This is a genomic window from Thalassotalea sp. SU-HH00458 (genome assembly GCF_040362795.1).
GTDB classification, from domain to species: Bacteria; Pseudomonadota; Gammaproteobacteria; order Enterobacterales; family Alteromonadaceae; genus Thalassotalea_H; species Thalassotalea_H castellviae.
On sequence record NZ_BAABWW010000003.1, the window covers coordinates 86,792 to 103,683 of the forward strand.

14 protein-coding genes and 6 tRNA genes are annotated in these 16,892 nt (G+C 37.5%); 3 read left to right on the forward strand and 17 right to left on the reverse strand.

The features are described from left to right. Positions 1 to 61: 61 nt before the first annotated feature. The 12 genes from icd to ABXH06_RS05690 form a co-directional block, all read right to left on the reverse strand. A complete protein-coding gene (gene icd / locus ABXH06_RS05635; protein WP_353517571.1) occupies positions 62 to 1,312 on the reverse strand; it encodes an NADP-dependent isocitrate dehydrogenase in 1,251 nt (416 codons plus the stop codon). Positions 1,313 to 1,656: 344 nt separating this feature from the next. Next, positions 1,657 to 2,961, reverse strand: coding sequence for a methyl-accepting chemotaxis protein (locus tag ABXH06_RS05640; RefSeq protein ID WP_353517572.1), 1,305 nt, complete (start codon positions 2,959 to 2,961; stop codon positions 1,657 to 1,659). Positions 2,962 to 3,193: 232 nt separating this feature from the next. After that, positions 3,194 to 3,280, reverse strand: a tRNA-Leu gene (locus ABXH06_RS05645). 58 nt (positions 3,281 to 3,338) lie between these two features. Continuing rightward, positions 3,339 to 3,414 (reverse strand) — tRNA-Gly (locus ABXH06_RS05650). 41 nt (positions 3,415 to 3,455) lie between these two features. Then, a tRNA-Gly gene (locus ABXH06_RS05655) sits at positions 3,456 to 3,531 on the reverse strand. Positions 3,532 to 3,604: 73 nt separating this feature from the next. Beyond that, positions 3,605 to 3,691 (reverse strand) — tRNA-Leu (locus ABXH06_RS05660). A gap of 4 nt (positions 3,692 to 3,695) precedes the next feature. Further along, positions 3,696 to 3,769, reverse strand: a tRNA-Cys gene (locus ABXH06_RS05665). A 62-nt stretch (positions 3,770 to 3,831) separates the two neighbouring features. Beyond that, a tRNA-Gly gene (locus ABXH06_RS05670) sits at positions 3,832 to 3,907 on the reverse strand. Positions 3,908 to 4,078: 171 nt separating this feature from the next. After that, a complete protein-coding gene (gene pgsA / locus ABXH06_RS05675; RefSeq protein ID WP_353517573.1) occupies positions 4,079 to 4,660 on the reverse strand; it encodes a CDP-diacylglycerol--glycerol-3-phosphate 3-phosphatidyltransferase in 582 nt (193 codons plus the stop codon). Positions 4,661 to 4,753: 93 nt separating this feature from the next. Continuing rightward, complete coding sequence (gene uvrC / locus ABXH06_RS05680) at positions 4,754 to 6,592, reverse strand: excinuclease ABC subunit UvrC (protein WP_353517574.1); 1,839 nt, start codon at positions 6,590 to 6,592, stop codon at positions 4,754 to 4,756. Positions 6,593 to 6,621: 29 nt separating this feature from the next. Further along, on the reverse strand, positions 6,622 to 7,266 hold the full coding sequence (gene uvrY / locus ABXH06_RS05685; protein ID WP_303451942.1) for a UvrY/SirA/GacA family response regulator transcription factor: 645 nt from the start codon (positions 7,264 to 7,266) through the stop codon (positions 6,622 to 6,624). Positions 7,267 to 7,406: 140 nt separating this feature from the next. Next, positions 7,407 to 7,679, reverse strand: coding sequence for a hypothetical protein (locus ABXH06_RS05690; RefSeq protein ID WP_311575663.1), 273 nt, complete (start codon positions 7,677 to 7,679; stop codon positions 7,407 to 7,409). Positions 7,680 to 7,834: 155 nt separating this feature from the next. Between ABXH06_RS05690 and fabA the strand changes: the two genes are divergently transcribed. Then, positions 7,835 to 8,350 (forward strand): bifunctional 3-hydroxydecanoyl-ACP dehydratase/trans-2-decenoyl-ACP isomerase, encoded by a 516-nt coding sequence (gene fabA / locus ABXH06_RS05695; protein WP_303451946.1) that lies wholly within the window; start codon positions 7,835 to 7,837, stop codon positions 8,348 to 8,350. A gap of 118 nt (positions 8,351 to 8,468) precedes the next feature. Here the strand turns inward: fabA and ABXH06_RS05700 are convergent, their stop codons facing one another. The 5 genes from ABXH06_RS05700 to zwf are packed head-to-tail and all read right to left on the reverse strand — an operon-like array spanning position 8,469 to position 14,125. Continuing rightward, on the reverse strand, positions 8,469 to 9,119 hold the full coding sequence (locus tag ABXH06_RS05700; protein WP_353517575.1) for a bifunctional 4-hydroxy-2-oxoglutarate aldolase/2-dehydro-3-deoxy-phosphogluconate aldolase: 651 nt from the start codon (positions 9,117 to 9,119) through the stop codon (positions 8,469 to 8,471). 9 nt (positions 9,120 to 9,128) lie between these two features. Further along, the gene (locus ABXH06_RS05705; RefSeq protein ID WP_353517576.1) at positions 9,129 to 10,103 is read right to left on the reverse strand and encodes a glucokinase; all 975 of its coding nucleotides are present in this window, start codon (positions 10,101 to 10,103) and stop codon (positions 9,129 to 9,131) included. A gap of 18 nt (positions 10,104 to 10,121) precedes the next feature. After that, positions 10,122 to 11,939 carry a phosphogluconate dehydratase gene (edd, locus tag ABXH06_RS05710; RefSeq protein WP_353517760.1) on the reverse strand — a complete coding sequence of 606 codons (1,818 nt, stop codon included), beginning with the start codon at positions 11,937 to 11,939 and terminating at the stop codon, positions 10,122 to 10,124. Positions 11,940 to 11,966: 27 nt separating this feature from the next. After that, a complete protein-coding gene (gene pgl, locus ABXH06_RS05715) occupies positions 11,967 to 12,656 on the reverse strand; it encodes a 6-phosphogluconolactonase (protein ID WP_353517577.1) in 690 nt (229 codons plus the stop codon). Then, positions 12,656 to 14,125 (reverse strand): glucose-6-phosphate dehydrogenase, encoded by a 1,470-nt coding sequence (gene zwf / locus ABXH06_RS05720; RefSeq protein ID WP_311575675.1) that lies wholly within the window; start codon positions 14,123 to 14,125, stop codon positions 12,656 to 12,658. The genes pgl and zwf overlap by 1 nt, the downstream gene beginning before the upstream one ends. Before the next feature lie 293 nt (positions 14,126 to 14,418). On the opposite strand from zwf, the gene ABXH06_RS05725 reads away from it, so the two are divergent. Next, positions 14,419 to 15,270, forward strand: a complete 852-nt coding sequence (locus ABXH06_RS05725; RefSeq protein ID WP_311577381.1) for a MurR/RpiR family transcriptional regulator — start codon at positions 14,419 to 14,421, stop codon at positions 15,268 to 15,270. A 35-nt stretch (positions 15,271 to 15,305) separates the two neighbouring features. Continuing rightward, positions 15,306 to 16,757 (forward strand): pyruvate kinase, encoded by a 1,452-nt coding sequence (gene pyk, locus ABXH06_RS05730; protein WP_311575677.1) that lies wholly within the window; start codon positions 15,306 to 15,308, stop codon positions 16,755 to 16,757. Positions 16,758 to 16,892 lie beyond the last annotated feature (135 nt).

Here is a 16,892-nt window from a genome sequence, read left to right on the forward strand (position 1 = left end):
TAAAAAAACACAGCTTAAGCTGTGTTTTTTATTTTAGTGAAATAAAACTTAGCATGTTTAATTACATGTTTTCGATGATACATTCACCAAATTGAGAACACGTCACTAATGTTGCCCCTTCCATCAATCTTTCAAAATCATAAGTAACGGTTTTTGCATTGATAGCACCTGATATTCCTTTCAATAAAAGATCTGCAGCCTCAACCCACCCCATGTGTCTTAACATCATTTCTGCTGATAAAATCACAGAGCTTGGGTTTACTTTATTTAAACCCGCATATTTTGGTGCGGTGCCATGAGTAGCTTCAAATATCGCAATTTTTTCACCAATATTTGCACCTGGTGCAATACCTATGCCTCCCACTTGAGCGGAAAGAGCGTCAGAAAGATAATCACCATTTAAATTTAATGTAGCAATAACATCATATTCTGCCGGACGAAGAAGCATTTGTTGTAACATAGAATCGGCAATAACATCTTTGATGATAATTTCTCTGCCGTTTTTTGGGTTTTCAATTTTATACCAAGGACCACCATTTAAAAGTTGTGCTGAAAACTCTTCTTTGGCAAGTTCATAACCCCACTCTTTAAAAGCACCTTCGGTATATTTCATAATATTCCCTTTATGTACTAATGTAACCGAAGCACGATCATGATCTATGGCGTATTGAATTGCTTTCCTTACTAACCGCTGTGAACCTTCTTTTGAAACAGGCTTTATACCAACACCGCAAAGATCGGTAAAACGAATATTATTTACACCCATTTCGCTTTGTAAAAATGAAATCAACTTTTGTGCTTGTTCACTTCCCGCTTGATATTCAATTCCTGAATAAATATCTTCAGAGTTTTCTCTAAAAACCACCATATTAACTTCAGAAGGTTTTTTAACGGGAGTCGGAACTCCGGTAAACCATTGAACCGGACGTTGACAAACATATAGATCCAACACTTGTCTTAAAGCAACATTTAACGAACGCATTCCTCCACCTACGGGTGTCGTCAACGGGCCTTTTATGCTTACTTTAAATTGTTTAAACACCTCAAGCGTTTCTTCTGGTAACCAAGTTTCACTATCATATATTTGTGTGGCTTTTTCACCTGCGTATACTTCCATCCAATGAATTTGACGATCACTTCCATACGCTTTAGAAACCGCTGCATCGACTACCATAAGCATTGCTGGTGTAACATCAACACCAATGCCATCTCCTTCGATAAATGGGATTATGGGGTGATTAGGAACACGTAATAAACCATTTTCTATTGTGATCGCTTCACCGTTTTCAGGGATATGAACATTAGTGTACATAGGTATTTCCTCATAGCTGATGCAAAGTTTTGTTATCGGCTGTTAGTTTTATTCTCGCCTTATGCTTAACCTAATGGATTATGAGTAATTACACTAATACTGATATTGTGATACCGAACATAACTATGGTGAATAATTAACAAACAATTTGAATAAATGTTTTACAAAATTATAGATAAAACAGCTGAAAAACCGTAAAACCTTCCAGAAAGGTTTAAGGGTGTACAAGGAAAATAAAATTTAAATAATTTAGAAAAGACAGAAAAGTATGCTGAATATTCAGCATACTTTGTCATGTAGATAAGCACTAAGATGAATAATAACTAAAGAACGCTACCGTAAGTTTATTTAAGATCATTTACCGCGACACATACACCTTCCATTCCTTGATTAATTTCTAAAAAGATCCCCTCTACATTCGATATAAGTTCACTACCTTCTTGTGATTTTTGTTGGGTTTCAATAATGTTTTTAGATAAAGCCATAGAAAGTGACGTATTATTTTTAACAACATCAGAAATTTCAGTTGTCGATGTACTCGTTCGAGCGGCTAATTGTCTGACTTCATCGGCAACAACAGCGAATCCCCTACCTTGTTCACCAGCTCTTGCCGCTTCTATTGCAGCATTTAAGGCAAGTAAGTTAGTTTGATCAGCGATAGAAGAAATAGTATTAACTATATTATTTATCTTATCAGACTGCTCGTTAATCGCGGAAATATCTTTGGCGACAACTTCGACATTACGAGTCACTTCATCCATGATTTCAACGCTATTAGTTAACACTTGTTTACCTTGTTGAGATACTTGCTCAGTTTCTGTTACCGTCGATTGTACTGCTTCTGTTGCATTATTGATTCTTGCTATTCTATCTGTCACATTCGTGGCAAATTTTACCACTCTAATTAAATGTCCATCTTCATCAAAAATCGGGTTATAGCTTGCTTCTAACCAAAGAACATTACCCTGGGCATCTCGCCGTTCAAACAATCCTTGCATGTACTCGCCATTATTTAATTGTTGCCAAAACTTTTTATAATCCTGACTGGCAGCGTATTCCGGTGCACAAAACATTTTATGATGACGACCTTCAAGCTCTGATAGCGCATACCCTGTAGCATTGAGAAAATTGTCATTTGCTTGCAAAATTTTCCCATCAAGATCAAAAGAGATATTAGCAGTGGAACGATCGAGTGCTTCAATAATGCCTTTTTGTACATTTGAACGCATCACATAATCAGTAATATCACTGGCTAATTTCACAACAGAAGTGATCTTGCCTTGTTCATCTTTTACTGCGTTATAACTTGCTTCTAACCAAATAGGACTACCGTCTTTTGTATATCTAAGGTATTTGTCTGATAAAGACTTACCGGCAGCTAAGTCTTGCCAAAAGCGAATATATTCAGGTGTTTGAACGTACTTTTTGTCGCAAAAAATACTATGATGCTTTCCTTTAATATCACTGAGTGAATAACCAACCGTATGTAAGAAATTATCATTTGCATCAATTATCGTGCCTTCGGGGCTAAACTCTATAAATGCGACGGATTGTTTTAAACTGTCTAAAATATGGTAAGACTGTTTTTCTTTAATTTGCTGTATTGAAGGAGCATTGTCCGTAATTTTTTCTTTAAAAAATAATCCCATTATTTCAATCTGTTAATAATACATTCAACGTTAATCATTAGATTAGTCTAAGAACGGACATCGTACAATTTATCTATTAAAAAAAATGTATATTTATCGATAACAAGCTTTTGAGGGTATTTTTATGCAAAAAGGCCAATAATCAGGTGTTAAATCAGAGGGAAATAAGGATAAAAATCGAATTATCGTGAAATAATGTTTTGTGGTTTAACATTGAAAGTTTAGATAAGTATGGTACCCGGGGCCGGACTTGAACCGGCACGCTCTTACAAGCGAGGGATTTTAAATCCCTTGTGTCTACCAATTCCACCACCCGGGCATAAGGGAAGTACTTTTTATAGTAGAGATTGGTTCCCTACTTTTCTCATAAAGAGAATTGGAGCGGCTAACGAGACTCGAACTCGTGACATTCACGTTGGCAACGTGATGCTCTACCAGCTGAGCTACAGCCGCTTCGCATGCTTACTTTAGTAAGACTGTCTGGTTTGAAAATTTGGAGCGGCTAACGAGACTCGAACTCGTGACATTCACGTTGGCAACGTGATGCTCTACCAGCTGAGCTACAGCCGCTTCATCTTTTCAGGTCGCGCATTCTAGCGCATTGTTTTTTCTAAATCAACTAGTACAACTCTAGCGGATGAAATGGTACCCGGGGCCGGACTTGAACCGGCACGCTCTTACAAGCGAGGGATTTTAAATCCCTTGTGTCTACCAATTCCACCACCCGGGCATAATGGAGGCGGGTCCCGGAGTCGAACCGAGGTCCACGGATTTGCAATCCGCTGCATAGCCATTCTGCCAACCCGCCGTTTCATCAACTACGAGTCGAGTAGTATTCCTTAGAATTTTTCACTTAATAAAAAGTAAAATTGGAGCGGCTAACGAGACTCGAACTCGTGACATTCACGTTGGCAACGTGATGCTCTACCAACTGAGCTACAGCCGCTTCATCTGTTGACTCCCTGTCAACTGGTGGTGCATTCTACATTGAAATATGGGTGAGTCAACCCTTTAGTTTCAAATTAAATTCAATTTTTTTTCAACTGCTTAAAAACCGACTAAAATGATGATTTTTTAACACATATTTCGCCGGTTTGCGTGGTTTTTAACCAGCACCCTAGTCTTTTAATTCTGGCCAAGCAGCTTTAAAATATATCACCATGGTCCAAACGGTTAAAATAGTCGCAATTGCATAAAAGAAATAGGCAGCGCCATTAATAAGTTGATGTGGAATATATAAAAAATTTAGCAAGGCATCATTGGCACTTGGTTGCCATATTAACCCCATTATCCCCAACATTTGGGCAGCAGTTTTATATTTACCTAAGGTTGACACGGCAACTATGTCTCTTTTTCCCCTAGATGACATAAATTCTCGAAGCGCACTGATAAAGATTTCTCTTGAGATCATTATCATGGCAGCGACTGCTATATACCAGATTTGATAATCTTCCGCGATCATGATCAATGCTGCTGCCACCATTAATTTATCAGCCACAGGATCAATAAAAGCACCAAATGCAGAAGATTGATTTAACTTCCGAGCTAAGTAGCCATCTAATGCATCACTGATAGCGGCAAACCAAAAAACGACAAATGCGCCAAAGTAATTCCACTCAACCGGTAAATAGAAAACGATAATAAAAACTGGGATCAATAAAATTCGAAATAAAGTTATTTGATTGGGAATAGTCCACATTTAATTTCACACTACTTAATTGAAGTATCACGAACATCAGTTAGTTAAAATAACGATATCGCCTTTAAAGTTTTATTCTACACAGATATTACGTTAATTGTCATGTAATGCCTCATAAATTATTGTCGCTAAAGCAACACTTATCCCAGGAACTTTCGATAAAGTACTGACATCCGCTTGCATGACCTCTTGAAGCCCGCCTAAATATTTTAATAACATTTGTCTTTTTTTAATGCCTATCCCTGGAATTGACTCTAAAGCAGACTTTTTACTGACCTTTTGTCTTTTCGCCCGATGACCAGCAATGGCAAAACGATGTGACTCATCTCTGATGTGTTGCACTAAATGTAAGGCGGGAGAATTTCCCGGTAATGAAATTAATTGATGACTGCCCGCTAATATTAAGGTTTCTAAACCTGGCTTTCTTGACTCACCTTTAGCAACACCTACCAATAACGGCGTTTTCTCTAAATTTAAATCATTAAAAAATTGTTCAGCTTTTGATAATTGGCCTTTACCGCCATCGATAAAAACGATATCTGGCAAGTTTTCTATATCTGTGACTTTTCCATAGCGTTTATTTAATGCAAATGCCATAGCAGCATAATCATCACCAGGGGTTATACCATGCACGTTATAACGGCGATAATCACTTTTTACTGGACCTTCTTGGTTAAAGACAACATTTGAGGCGATAGTTTGTTGCCCCATCGTATGACTAATATCAAAGCATTCAATTCGTTGTATTCCGCCGTCTAAATCAAAAACTTCATTTAAGGCAATAAACCTTGCTTGAACCGATTCTTTATGACTATTTTTAGTGATCAGTGCGCTTTGGGCATTCGTATTCGCAAGCTTTATATAATTCGCCCGCTCAGTGCGAACATTAAATAATAATTTAACCTCATGTTCAGCTTGGTCAGATAATAATTGTTGAATATCAACACTATTTTCAATCTCAAGAGGAATAACAATTTCTTTAGGAATACGCCCTGCCTTCATATCTTGACCGAAATAATGCTGGCTAATAAAAGCCTGAATAATATCTTTATCTTGTGTTTCAGCCGGAATGCTTGGGAAATAACTTTTGCTGCCCAAGACTTTATGATCGCGAATAAACAATAAATGGATACAAACTTGAGTTTTATCACGATAAATACCAATAACGTCCATTTCAGCGGCAAAGCCACTAACATATTGCTGTTGTTGAACTTTTCGCAACGTCGTGATTTGATCACGATATTTTGCGGCTTCTTCAAAGGCTAATTCGACACTGGCTTTTTCCATTTTTTCAACCAAATGTTCGATGACTAATGAACTTTTTCCTTTCAAGAATAGTTTTGCTAGGTCAACTTGCTGTTGATAATCCTGCTTTGATATTTTATCGACACATGGCGCTGAACAACGATTTAACTGATATTGTAAACAAGGGCGACTTCTAGCACGATAATAACTATCTTCACATTGTCTGATAGGAAAAAGTTTTTGCATTAAACGTAAACTTTGCCAGACTGCTCCAACTGTCGGAAACGGTCCAAAATAATCACCTTTGACTTTTTTGCCACCGCGGTGAAGACCTAATTTGGGATGTTTATGATCGGTTATCAATAAATATGGGTAACTCTTATCATCTCTTAATAAGATATTGTATTTAGGCTGATATTTTTTTATGTAGTTGTTTTCAAGAATTAATGCTTCACCCTCAGTATGGGTGACAGTGACATCAATGGCACAAATTTGCTTCACTAATGCTTTAGTTTTACTACTGCCAACATCTTTTCGAAAATAACTGGAGAGGCGCTTTTTAAGATCTTTTGCTTTACCAACATAGATAACCGTTCGCTCTTTATCGTACATTCGATAAACACCAGCCTGTTGTGTAACAACTGACAGGAAAGCTTGGTGATCAAATTCAGGGAGCGGACTGTTCACGGATAGTGCTAAATCAATCAAGCTATCGGTTATAGCTTTTCAGTTTTTAACATACCGTGGCGAATAGCCAAATGTGTTAATTCAACATCATTACCGACATTGAGTTTTTCAAACATACGGTAACGATAGCTGTTAATAGTTTTTGTACTTAACATCAATTGTTCAGAGATATTAGGTACTTTTTCACCACGGGTTATCATCAACATGATTTGTAATTCACGTTCAGACAAAATATTGAAAGGATTTTCTTCAGCCGATTTAAACTGGTTCAATGCCATTTTCTGGGCGATTTCTGGGGTAATATATCGTTGACCACTATTAACAGCACGAATCGCATTAACCATTTCATCAGGGCCTGCACCTTTAGTTAAATAACCTGCGGCGCCTATTTGCATAACTTTCGTTGGAATAGGATCTTCACAATAAACGGTTAAAACAATCACTTTTACATCGGGTGCATAACGAATAATTTTTTTAGTCGCTTCTAAACCACCAATACCAGGCATGTTCATATCCATTAATACCACATCGGGCTCAGTTTTTCGGCAAAACTGAACAGCCTCTTCGCCTGTTTGAGTTTCCCCGATAACCTTAAGTCCTTTCACTTCATCCAGTATTTTTCTAATACCGGTACGAACTAACTCATGATCATCAACTAGTAAAACATTAATCAACGGAGAATCACCTTATTATTTTTGTCTAATGGTCTAAAGACTATCGCTTAGCCATTGAGTATAGCGATTAATCTTTTAAAAAAATATTACTTATTTTATTAATCTTACAAAGGTATATGTAAATAGTTGTTACAAACTATTTAAAGTTTATTTTTTGTCAGCCAACTGTTCAATAATCCTACTTGACCATTTTTATACGCTGCATAGGTCAATCTTACCGCATTACTTAAGATCACACTGTCATTCCAACCGGTTTGTTCAGATATTAAACGATAGCATTCTTTTGCTTCTGGCGATAAGTAGCCTCTCATTTCTTGTTTACCACGTTCTTTTTGTCTCTCTCGGTAGCGTTTTTGTTTTTCGGCATTGGTTAATGCTTTTTTATCTTTTGATTTCAGATTGTTATCATTCATAAATCAGGTGTTCATCTTAGTTATGCGTTACCATATTTTACTGAAATTATGATATATGACAAATAAATTTATAAAAAACCACTGTTCGGAGTTGTTTAGTGTACAAGTGTTCGCTAAAGTAGCGCCTTTAAAAATCAAAGAGTAAAATCATTCCCATGACACAAAAAAATTCGTTTTCAAAAGAAGATCTGATCTTAGCCGGTACCACTGATTTTTTCGGTGAAGGCAACAGTAAATTACCTTCTGATAATATGTTAATGATGGATAGAATCAACCTCATAACAGAAGAAGGCGGTTTATTTGATAAAGGTGAAATTATCGCTGAATTAGATATCACCCCTGATCTTTGGTTTTTCGATTGTCACTTCAAAGGTGACCCAGTAATGCCTGGTTGTTTAGGTTTAGATGCCATGTGGCAACTTGTTGGTTTTTACCTTGCTTGGGCAGGTGGACCAGGTCGTGGACGTGCGCTAGGTGTTGGTGAAGTTAAATTTACCGGACAAGTGCTACCAACGGCGAAAAAAGTCACGTATAAAATTGATTTAAAACGTGTCATTAAACGTAAGTTATTTATGGGCATAGCTGATGGCACGGTAAGTGTAGATGGCAAAGAAATATATGTTGCTAAAGATTTAAAAGTTGGATTATTTGCTGACACATCAGCTTTTTAATTTCTTTAGATAATTCAGCTTTACATTCAAATAATAAAAAACGCTAATGACTTACGTTATTAGCGTTTTTTTTTAAGATAAGCGTTATTAAACCTTGTTAATAACGCTAGTCTTATATTTAGGCTTTTACATGCGCTAAGGCTTGTTTGGCTAGTTCTGTTATCTGCTTCCAGTTCTTCTGTGCGATAATTTCATCTGAGACTAACCAAGAGCCACCACAACAGGCAACATTAGGTAAAGCTAAATAATTATTGATGTTGTTGATATTAATCCCGCCCGTTGGGCAAAAACGAATATCGGCAAATGGACCACCAATAGATTTAATGGCATTTACGCCACCAGAAGCCTCGGCAGGGAAAAATTTAAAATGATCATAGCCATAATCTATCCCATCCATTAATTCAGAAATGGAAGAAATCCCAGGCACTAACGCAATTTCACCTTCATTACCCGCCTGTAATAAATCTTTAGTTAAGCCAGGACTAATGGCAAATTTTGCGCCGGCATCAACAGAGCGTTGCAGCATTTCACGATTAGTTACCGTGCCAGAGCCAACAATGGCTTCAGGTAAGGCTTTGGCAATAGTGCTGATCACATCTAAAGCCGCCGGTGTTCTTAAAGTTACTTCAAGTACTTTGATATCCGCTTCAAGTAAAGCTTCAGCGATCGGTAACGCATCTTCTACATCCTTAATCACTAAAACAGGAACTACAGGTCCCATGGCGAAAAGGTCTTTTGGCGCTATTTGCCAATTTTTTGGTGAGGTCATAATTCCTAGTTATCCTTTGTTTTGAAGGTTGTGTTGTCGAAGGTATGCGGAAGCGCCCAAAATACCAGGCTGCGATTCTGTGATCACAAATGTCGGGATTGTTTGGTTAAACGTTATCCTACCTTTACTTTCGAAACGACTTCTAAATTCACTTTGTTTTAAATAATCAATAAATCGTGGCACGATACCGCCGGCAATATATACACCGCCAAAACTGGCTAGTGTTAACGATAAATTACCAGCAAAACTGCCTAAAATTTTACAAAACTGTGCTAATGTTTTTTCGCACAGTTGACATGTATTCGATAGCGCTTTTTCTGAAATATCTTGAGCAGACAATATTGGTTGTTCAGCTTGTTCAATATGATTTAACGCTTGATAAATTTGCTCTAAACCTAAACCAGATAACAATTGTTCATAGGAAACGTGCTGGTACTGGTTTAATAAATACTCAAGGATTTTAATTTCTGTTTGATCAATCGGGGCAAAATCAACATGTCCACCTTCTCCACCGAGTGCTTGCCATTGACCTTCCGCTAAAGGTACAACGTTTGCTACACCAAGGCCCGTACCTGGTCCACAAATGGAAATAGGCTTACCATCAACCACTTCACCGCCACCAATTTGCACTTTTTGTTCCTTATCGAGATAAGGTACAGCATGCGCGATTGCCGTATAGTCGTTGATCAATAAAAGTTTGTTCAGTGATAACTCTTCTTTCAAGGCTTTTTGAGAGAATGTCCACGGTAAATTGGTCATCGAAATCAGATCATTTTCCACAGGACAAGCAATGGCTAAACAGGCATTAATCGTTTTCTCAGCTAAGTTTTCTTCGTCTATATAAGTACGGATAACCTCTGATAAACTTTGATAATTACCACATTGATATACTTTCAGTGCAGTGACCGCCGCCCCATGTTCAAAAGTGCCCAATCGGATATTAGTGCCACCAATATCCGCAACTAAGTTTATTATTTGACTCATCTTTAATGCCCGCGAAGGTTATTCATCATCAAAAAGTGAACAAGCACCAGTTTCAGCGGTACTTAAATTACGACGCATTGCGCCAAATAACTCACGGCCCATACCTAAATGGTGATTATTTTTTTGGAATTGTGCACATTGACGTTGACTTAACTCGGCTTCATCAACAAGTAAGTTCAACTCACCAGTTTTACAATTCAGTTCAATAATATCGCCAGTATTAATTTTAGAGATAATGCCGCCATCTAATGCCTCTGGGCAAAGATGTATTGCTGCTGGCACACGACCTGAAGCACCCGACATTCGTCCATCAGTGACTAATGCTACTTTATGTCCATTTGCTTGTAATACACCAAGCGGTGGCGTCAATTTATGTAACTCTGGCATGCCTCGGGCTTTAGGGCCTTGGAAACGAACCACGGCAACAAAATCTTTATTTAATTCACCGGCTTTGAACGCTGCGTCGATTTCATGTTGGTCTTCAAAGACAATCGCAGGAGCTTTGATCACAACATCATCAACGGGCATAGATGAAGTTTTAATGACCGACGTACCAATATTGCCTTTAAGCGTTAATAAACCACCATGTTTACTGAAAGGTTTCTCAAAGGTAGCTATCACTTCTGGATCACCTGATACTTTAGGAATATCAACCCAGACTAATTTGCCATCTTCTAACGTTGGTTTTTGAGTATATCGGCTAAGTCCTCTACCACAAATCGTTTCTACGTCTTCGTGAATTAAACCGGCATCAATTAATTCTTTAAATAATAATGCCATGCCACCTGCTTCTTGGAAGTGGTTTACATCCGCATGACCATTAGGATAAATACGGGTTAATAATGGTACAACTTCAGATAAATCATGGAAATCATGGAAATTAATGATAATTCCCGCGGCTTTGGCAAACGCAATAATATGCATGATCAAGTTTGTTGAACCACCAGTGGCTAATAAAGCAACAATAGCATTAACAATTGATCGTTCATCAACCATTCGGCCAATCGGCATATAATTACCAGATTGTTGAGTAATACGAGTTACTTGACGTGACGCAGCTTTGGTTAATTCCTTACGCAGCACAGTGTTAGGTTGTACAAACGAAGCACCGGGTAAATGCAATCCCATAAATTCAACCACTAGTTGATTGGAGTTCGCCGTACCAAAGAAAGTACAAGTGCCTGGTGCATGATAAGAAGCAGATTCGGCTTCTAATAATTTATCTTTCCCTATTTCGCCTTTCGCGTATTGCTGACGAACGCGGGCTTTTTCTTTATTTGGAATACCTGAAGGCATTGGTCCTGCTGGTATAAAAACAATTGGCAGATGTCCAAATGACATACTAGCGATTAATAAACCTGGGACAATTTTGTCACAGATACCAAGCATTACCGCACCGTCAAACATATTATGTGATAACGCGACAGCCGTAGACATCGCAATCACATCACGACTCATTAAGCTAAGATCCATACCATCTTGACCCTGCGTGACACCGTCACACATTGCCGGGACACCACCAGCAAACTGGGCAATACCACCGGTTTCTTTTACAGCTTCTTTAATAATAACAGGATATGTTTCATAAGGCTGATGCGCAGAAAGCATTTCATTATAGGCGGAAACAATCGCAATATCCGAATGGTTGACGCCACGTAAAATTGCTTTATCTTCTTTACCACACGCTGCAAAACCATGCGCTAAGTTGCCACAAGCTAAATTAGCACGATGAACGGTTTCTGATTTGGCTGCTTCAATTCGATTCAAATAAGCAGAACGTGTTGGCTTACTACGTTCGATAATACGATTAGTAATATCGACTATTTCTTTTTTCACAGGTACTTCTGTTGAATGACTCATAATTTACTCCGCCCAATACACATTGGTATTAATTTCAGGGTCTTGTAAAAATGCCCTAATTGGCATTTTTTTAATATCTGTTTCTGCTAATGCGCTATTAAGCACAGCTTTTTTATTTGCACTACTAATATGAAGAAAAACATTTTTACTGTTTTTTAACGCAGCAAAACTGAACGATATTCTGTCGTGAGGCGCTGTTTTAGGACTGACTTTTAGCAATGGAGATTGAGTCGTAAAACACTCATCAATTTCGTCACTACAAGGAAATAAAGACGCGGTATGACCATCTTCACCCATGCCTAAAATTAATACATCTAACGGCAACAATGCAGAATTTGCCGCTAAATTCAGATCGGCTAACGTTTCTTCACAAAGCTCATCACCTTGTTTCAAATGAAAAAACTTAGCATTTACCGCATTGTTTTGTAATAAATTCTCATGAACTAAACGAGTATTGCTCGCATCACTTTCCATGTTTACCCAACGTTCATCCGCTAAAGTAATAGTAATATCATTCCAAGGTAAATCTTTTTGTGATAACGCGGTAAAAAAACCTTTTGGTGTTGATCCGCCAGAAACAGCAATACTTGCTTTCCCTTTTGTCGCGACGGCTTTTGTTAAAATATCAGCAACTTTATCAGCAAGTTGAGAATCTAATTCTTCGCGTTTATCAAATTCATTTAATTGGTACATTATTCCACCCACTGTCTGTCATCACGTGCTATCAATGAGATAGAAGAAACAGGTCCCCATGAACCAGCAGCATAAGCTTTAGGCGCTTCATTCGTTGATTTCCATGCGTCTATAATACTGTCTGCCCACGTCCAAGCAGCTTCCACTTCGTCACGGCTAACAAATAATGATTGATTACCATTGATCACTTCTAACATTAAGCGCTCATAAGCATCTACCACTCGTTGATTTTCATACGTATCTGAAAAGCTCAAATCAAGTTTGTTCTCTTGAATATGCATTTGTGAGGCAATACCAGGTATTTTATTCATCATTTGCAATTCAACGCCTTCGTCTGGTTGTAAACGAATGGTCAATTTATTTGCTGGTAAATCTGCATGACTATCTTTAAAGATGTTATGTGCTTGTTCTTTAAAGTGAACGACAATTTCGCTATGTTTAGCAGGCATTCTTTTTCCTGTTCTTAAGTAAAAAGGAACACCGGCCCATCGCCAATTATCAATTTCGGCTTTAATTGCCACAAAAGTTTCAGTATTACTGCTCGTATTAGCACCTTCTTCATTTAAATAACCAGGTACAGGATTACCATTTAAATAACCGTCAGCATATTGCCCTCGCACAGTTTTATCTTTGACATTACTGCGATCAATAGGGACTAATGCTTTCACTGCTTTTAATTTTTCAGCACGGATACTTTCCGCACTTAAATCTGCTGGAGGCTCCATGGCTAATAAAGAAAGTATTTGTAATAGGTGATTTTGGATCATGTCACGCATTTGACCAGCATCATCGTAAAACCCCCAACGACCTTCAATACCAACACTTTCTGCTACCGTTATTTGAACATGATCAATACTGTTTCGATCCCAGTTATTGGTAAACAAAGAATTCGCAAAACGAAGCACTAATAAATTTAATACCGTTTCTTTACCTAAATAGTGATCAATTCGATAAATTTGATTTTCGTTGAAATAACGCGAAACTTGGTCATTAATCACTTTCGATGATTCTAAACAATGGCCAATGGGTTTTTCCATCACAACACGATCAGCAGGTGTAATTAAACCGGCTGCTTTTAAACCATCAGAGATATCACCATAAATAGCAGGAGGCGTTGAAAAATAATAAACACGTGTTTTATGACCGTTCGCTAACGTATCCGCTAAATTTTTATAAGCTTTCGTGTCTTTAAAATCTAATTGCTGATAAACAAGGCGAGATTTGAAACGTTCAATAACGTCGTCATTTAATCCTTCTTTCACAAAATTGGTCAGGTTCTCCATGACAAACTCAGTAAAATCCTCAAGACTACTATCTTGTCTTGCTACAGCAACGATACGGCTTTCAGGATTTAACAAACCTACTTGATCAAGTTGATAAAGTGCTGGTAATAACTTTCGACGAGATAAATCACCAAGCGCACCAAAGAGTACAATTTCACTAGCAGACTGATAATCGGTGTTTTTCATAAGGGGTAACTCTCTAGTTTAAATAATTTAATTGTAACTAAACTACATTTGGCACTAATTTAGCGTTTGTTGGCAGTTCAGTAAAGAACTTTTTGTAACTTTACTACAAAATGATATTTCCCGATGTTTTAACGGCAATATTAACTAAAATTTCATGCTATACATTATTAAACATTTGCACAAAATTGCCATTATGTTTTATATTATTAAGAAAAATGAAAGAAATTTTCATTTTTTCTGTTTTATATTGAGAAAATTAATTACACTTAATAAAAATAACTATGGTGGTAATGATGAATATTTTAGAAAAAATAGCGAATGAATTAGACACATTCAGTAAATCAGAACGTAAAGTTGCTGAAGTGATTATGTCATCCCCTAACACAGTTATTCATGCAAGCATTGCTGCTTTAGCTAAACAAGCGAACATCAGTGAACCTACTGTTAACCGTTTTTGTCGAAGATTAGACACTAAAGGCTATCCAGATTTTAAATTACATTTAGCCCAAAGTTTGGCAAATGGTACTCCTTATGTAAACAGACACGTTGATGAAAATGACAGCGCCGATGAATATACCGCTAAAATTTTTGAATCGACCATGGCGAGTCTTGAATTAGCCCGCAAAAGTTTAGATACCAACACGATAAATCGTTCCGTTGACCTACTAACTCAAGCCAACAAAATCTCCTTCTTTGGTTTAGGTGCTTCCGCCGTAGTGGCGCATGATGCCTTAAATAAGTTTTTTCGTTTTAATGTTCCTGTTGTTTATTTTGATGACATATTAATGCAACGAATGAGTGCTATTAATAGTCAACAAGGAGATGTTGTTGTTGTTATCTCCCACACAGGAAGAACAAAGTCTTTAGTTGAAGTTGCTAGTTTAGCTAAAGAAAATGATGCTACCGTCATCGGTATCACAACAGAAGGTACACCACTAGCTAAAGAATGTAACATTGTCTTATCTGTCGATGTTGCTGAAGACACTGACTTATATATGCCAATGTCGTCTCGAATTGCTCAATTAGCACTTATTGATATTTTAGCAACAGGTTTCACCTTACGCCGCGGTACTAAATTTAGAGACAATTTGAAGAAAGTAAAAGATAGCTTAAGAAGCTCTCGTTTTGAAAGAAAAGAACCATAACTTATTATTAATTAGTTTTTAGACTAAGGATTAAAATGCCTAGAAGAACGAAAATTGTTGCGACTTTAGGTCCTGCAACAGAAGATAGAGAAACGTTAAAAAATGTGCTCGCTGCCGGTGTTAACGTTGTTCGCTTAAATTTTTCACACGGTACTGCTGAAGATCATATTCAACGAGCTAAAACAGTACGCGAAGTTGCCAATGAACTTGGTATATATGTAGGTATTTTAGGAGATTTACAAGGTCCTAAAATCCGTGTTTCCACGTTCAAAAATGGTCCGATCAAACTTGCCATCGGTGATAAATTTGAGTTAGATGCCACACTGCCAAAAGGCGAAGGTTGCCAGGAAAAAGTGGGTATAGACTATAAAAAATTACCTGAAGATGTTTCACAAGGCGATATTTTATTACTTGATGATGGACGTGTGCAGCTAAAGGTATTAAAAACAGTTGGCCCATCTGTTTTCACTGAAGTGACTGTTGGAGGTCCTTTATCAAACAATAAAGGCATAAACCGACAAGGTGGTGGATTAACCGCCCCAGCTTTAACGGATAAAGATAAAGAAGATATTAAAACAGCAGCTAAAATCAATGTTGATTTTCTAGCGGTTTCTTTCCCACGTGATGCTGCAGATATGCGTGAAGCGCGTTTGTTAGCACAAGAAGCTGGCTGCGAAGCACAACTTGTTTCTAAAATAGAACGTGCTGAAGCCGTAAACGATGACAAAGTGTTAGATGACATTATTTTAGCGTCTGACGTTGTTATGGTAGCGCGTGGTGATTTAGGTGTTGAAATAGGCGATGCTGCGCTTGTTGGCAAACAAAAGCACATTATTGCTCGAAGTCGTAAATTAAATCGTGTCGTTATTACTGCCACCCAAATGATGGAAACCATGATTGAGCAACCAATGCCAACACGTGCTGAAGTGATGGATGTGGCAAACGCTGTACTTGATGGTACTGATGCTGTGATGTTGAGTGCTGAAACGGCTGCAGGTAAATACCCTGTTGAAACAGTCAAAGCCATGTCTGAAGTTTGTCTAGGCGCTGAAACTCATCGCTCTGTGAATACTTCAGGTCATCGTATGGACATAACTTTTACTGAAATTTCTGAAACCATTTCACTTTCAGCCATGTATGCAGCAAACCATTTAGACGGTGTGAAAGCGATTATTGCTTTAACTGAATCAGGGCATACCAGTAAATTAATGTCACGAATTACCTCAGGTTTACCGATTTATTCACTTTCACGTCACAATAAAACATTAAACAAGACGGCTATTTACCGTGGTGTTTATCCGGTTGAATTTGACTCAACGGAAAGCAGTAATGACGATTTAGCCAGAGACGTTTTAAAAGCTGTTATTGATAAATCAGATTTAGCTGTAGGAGATAAAGTAATATTTACTCACGGTGATCTGATGGAAACAGTTGGTGCAACGAACACTTTAAAAATTCTTAACGTCAAAAAAGAAAATCTTTCATAAATAAATTTTGAAAGAAATTTAAAAGGTAACTGTTTGATGAAATCAAGTAGTTACCTTTTTTGATCTTGCTCAATTCCATGTGTTTTTTCACTACTATTCATATTTCTTATATTCCCAAAGCAGTATTTCAATGTT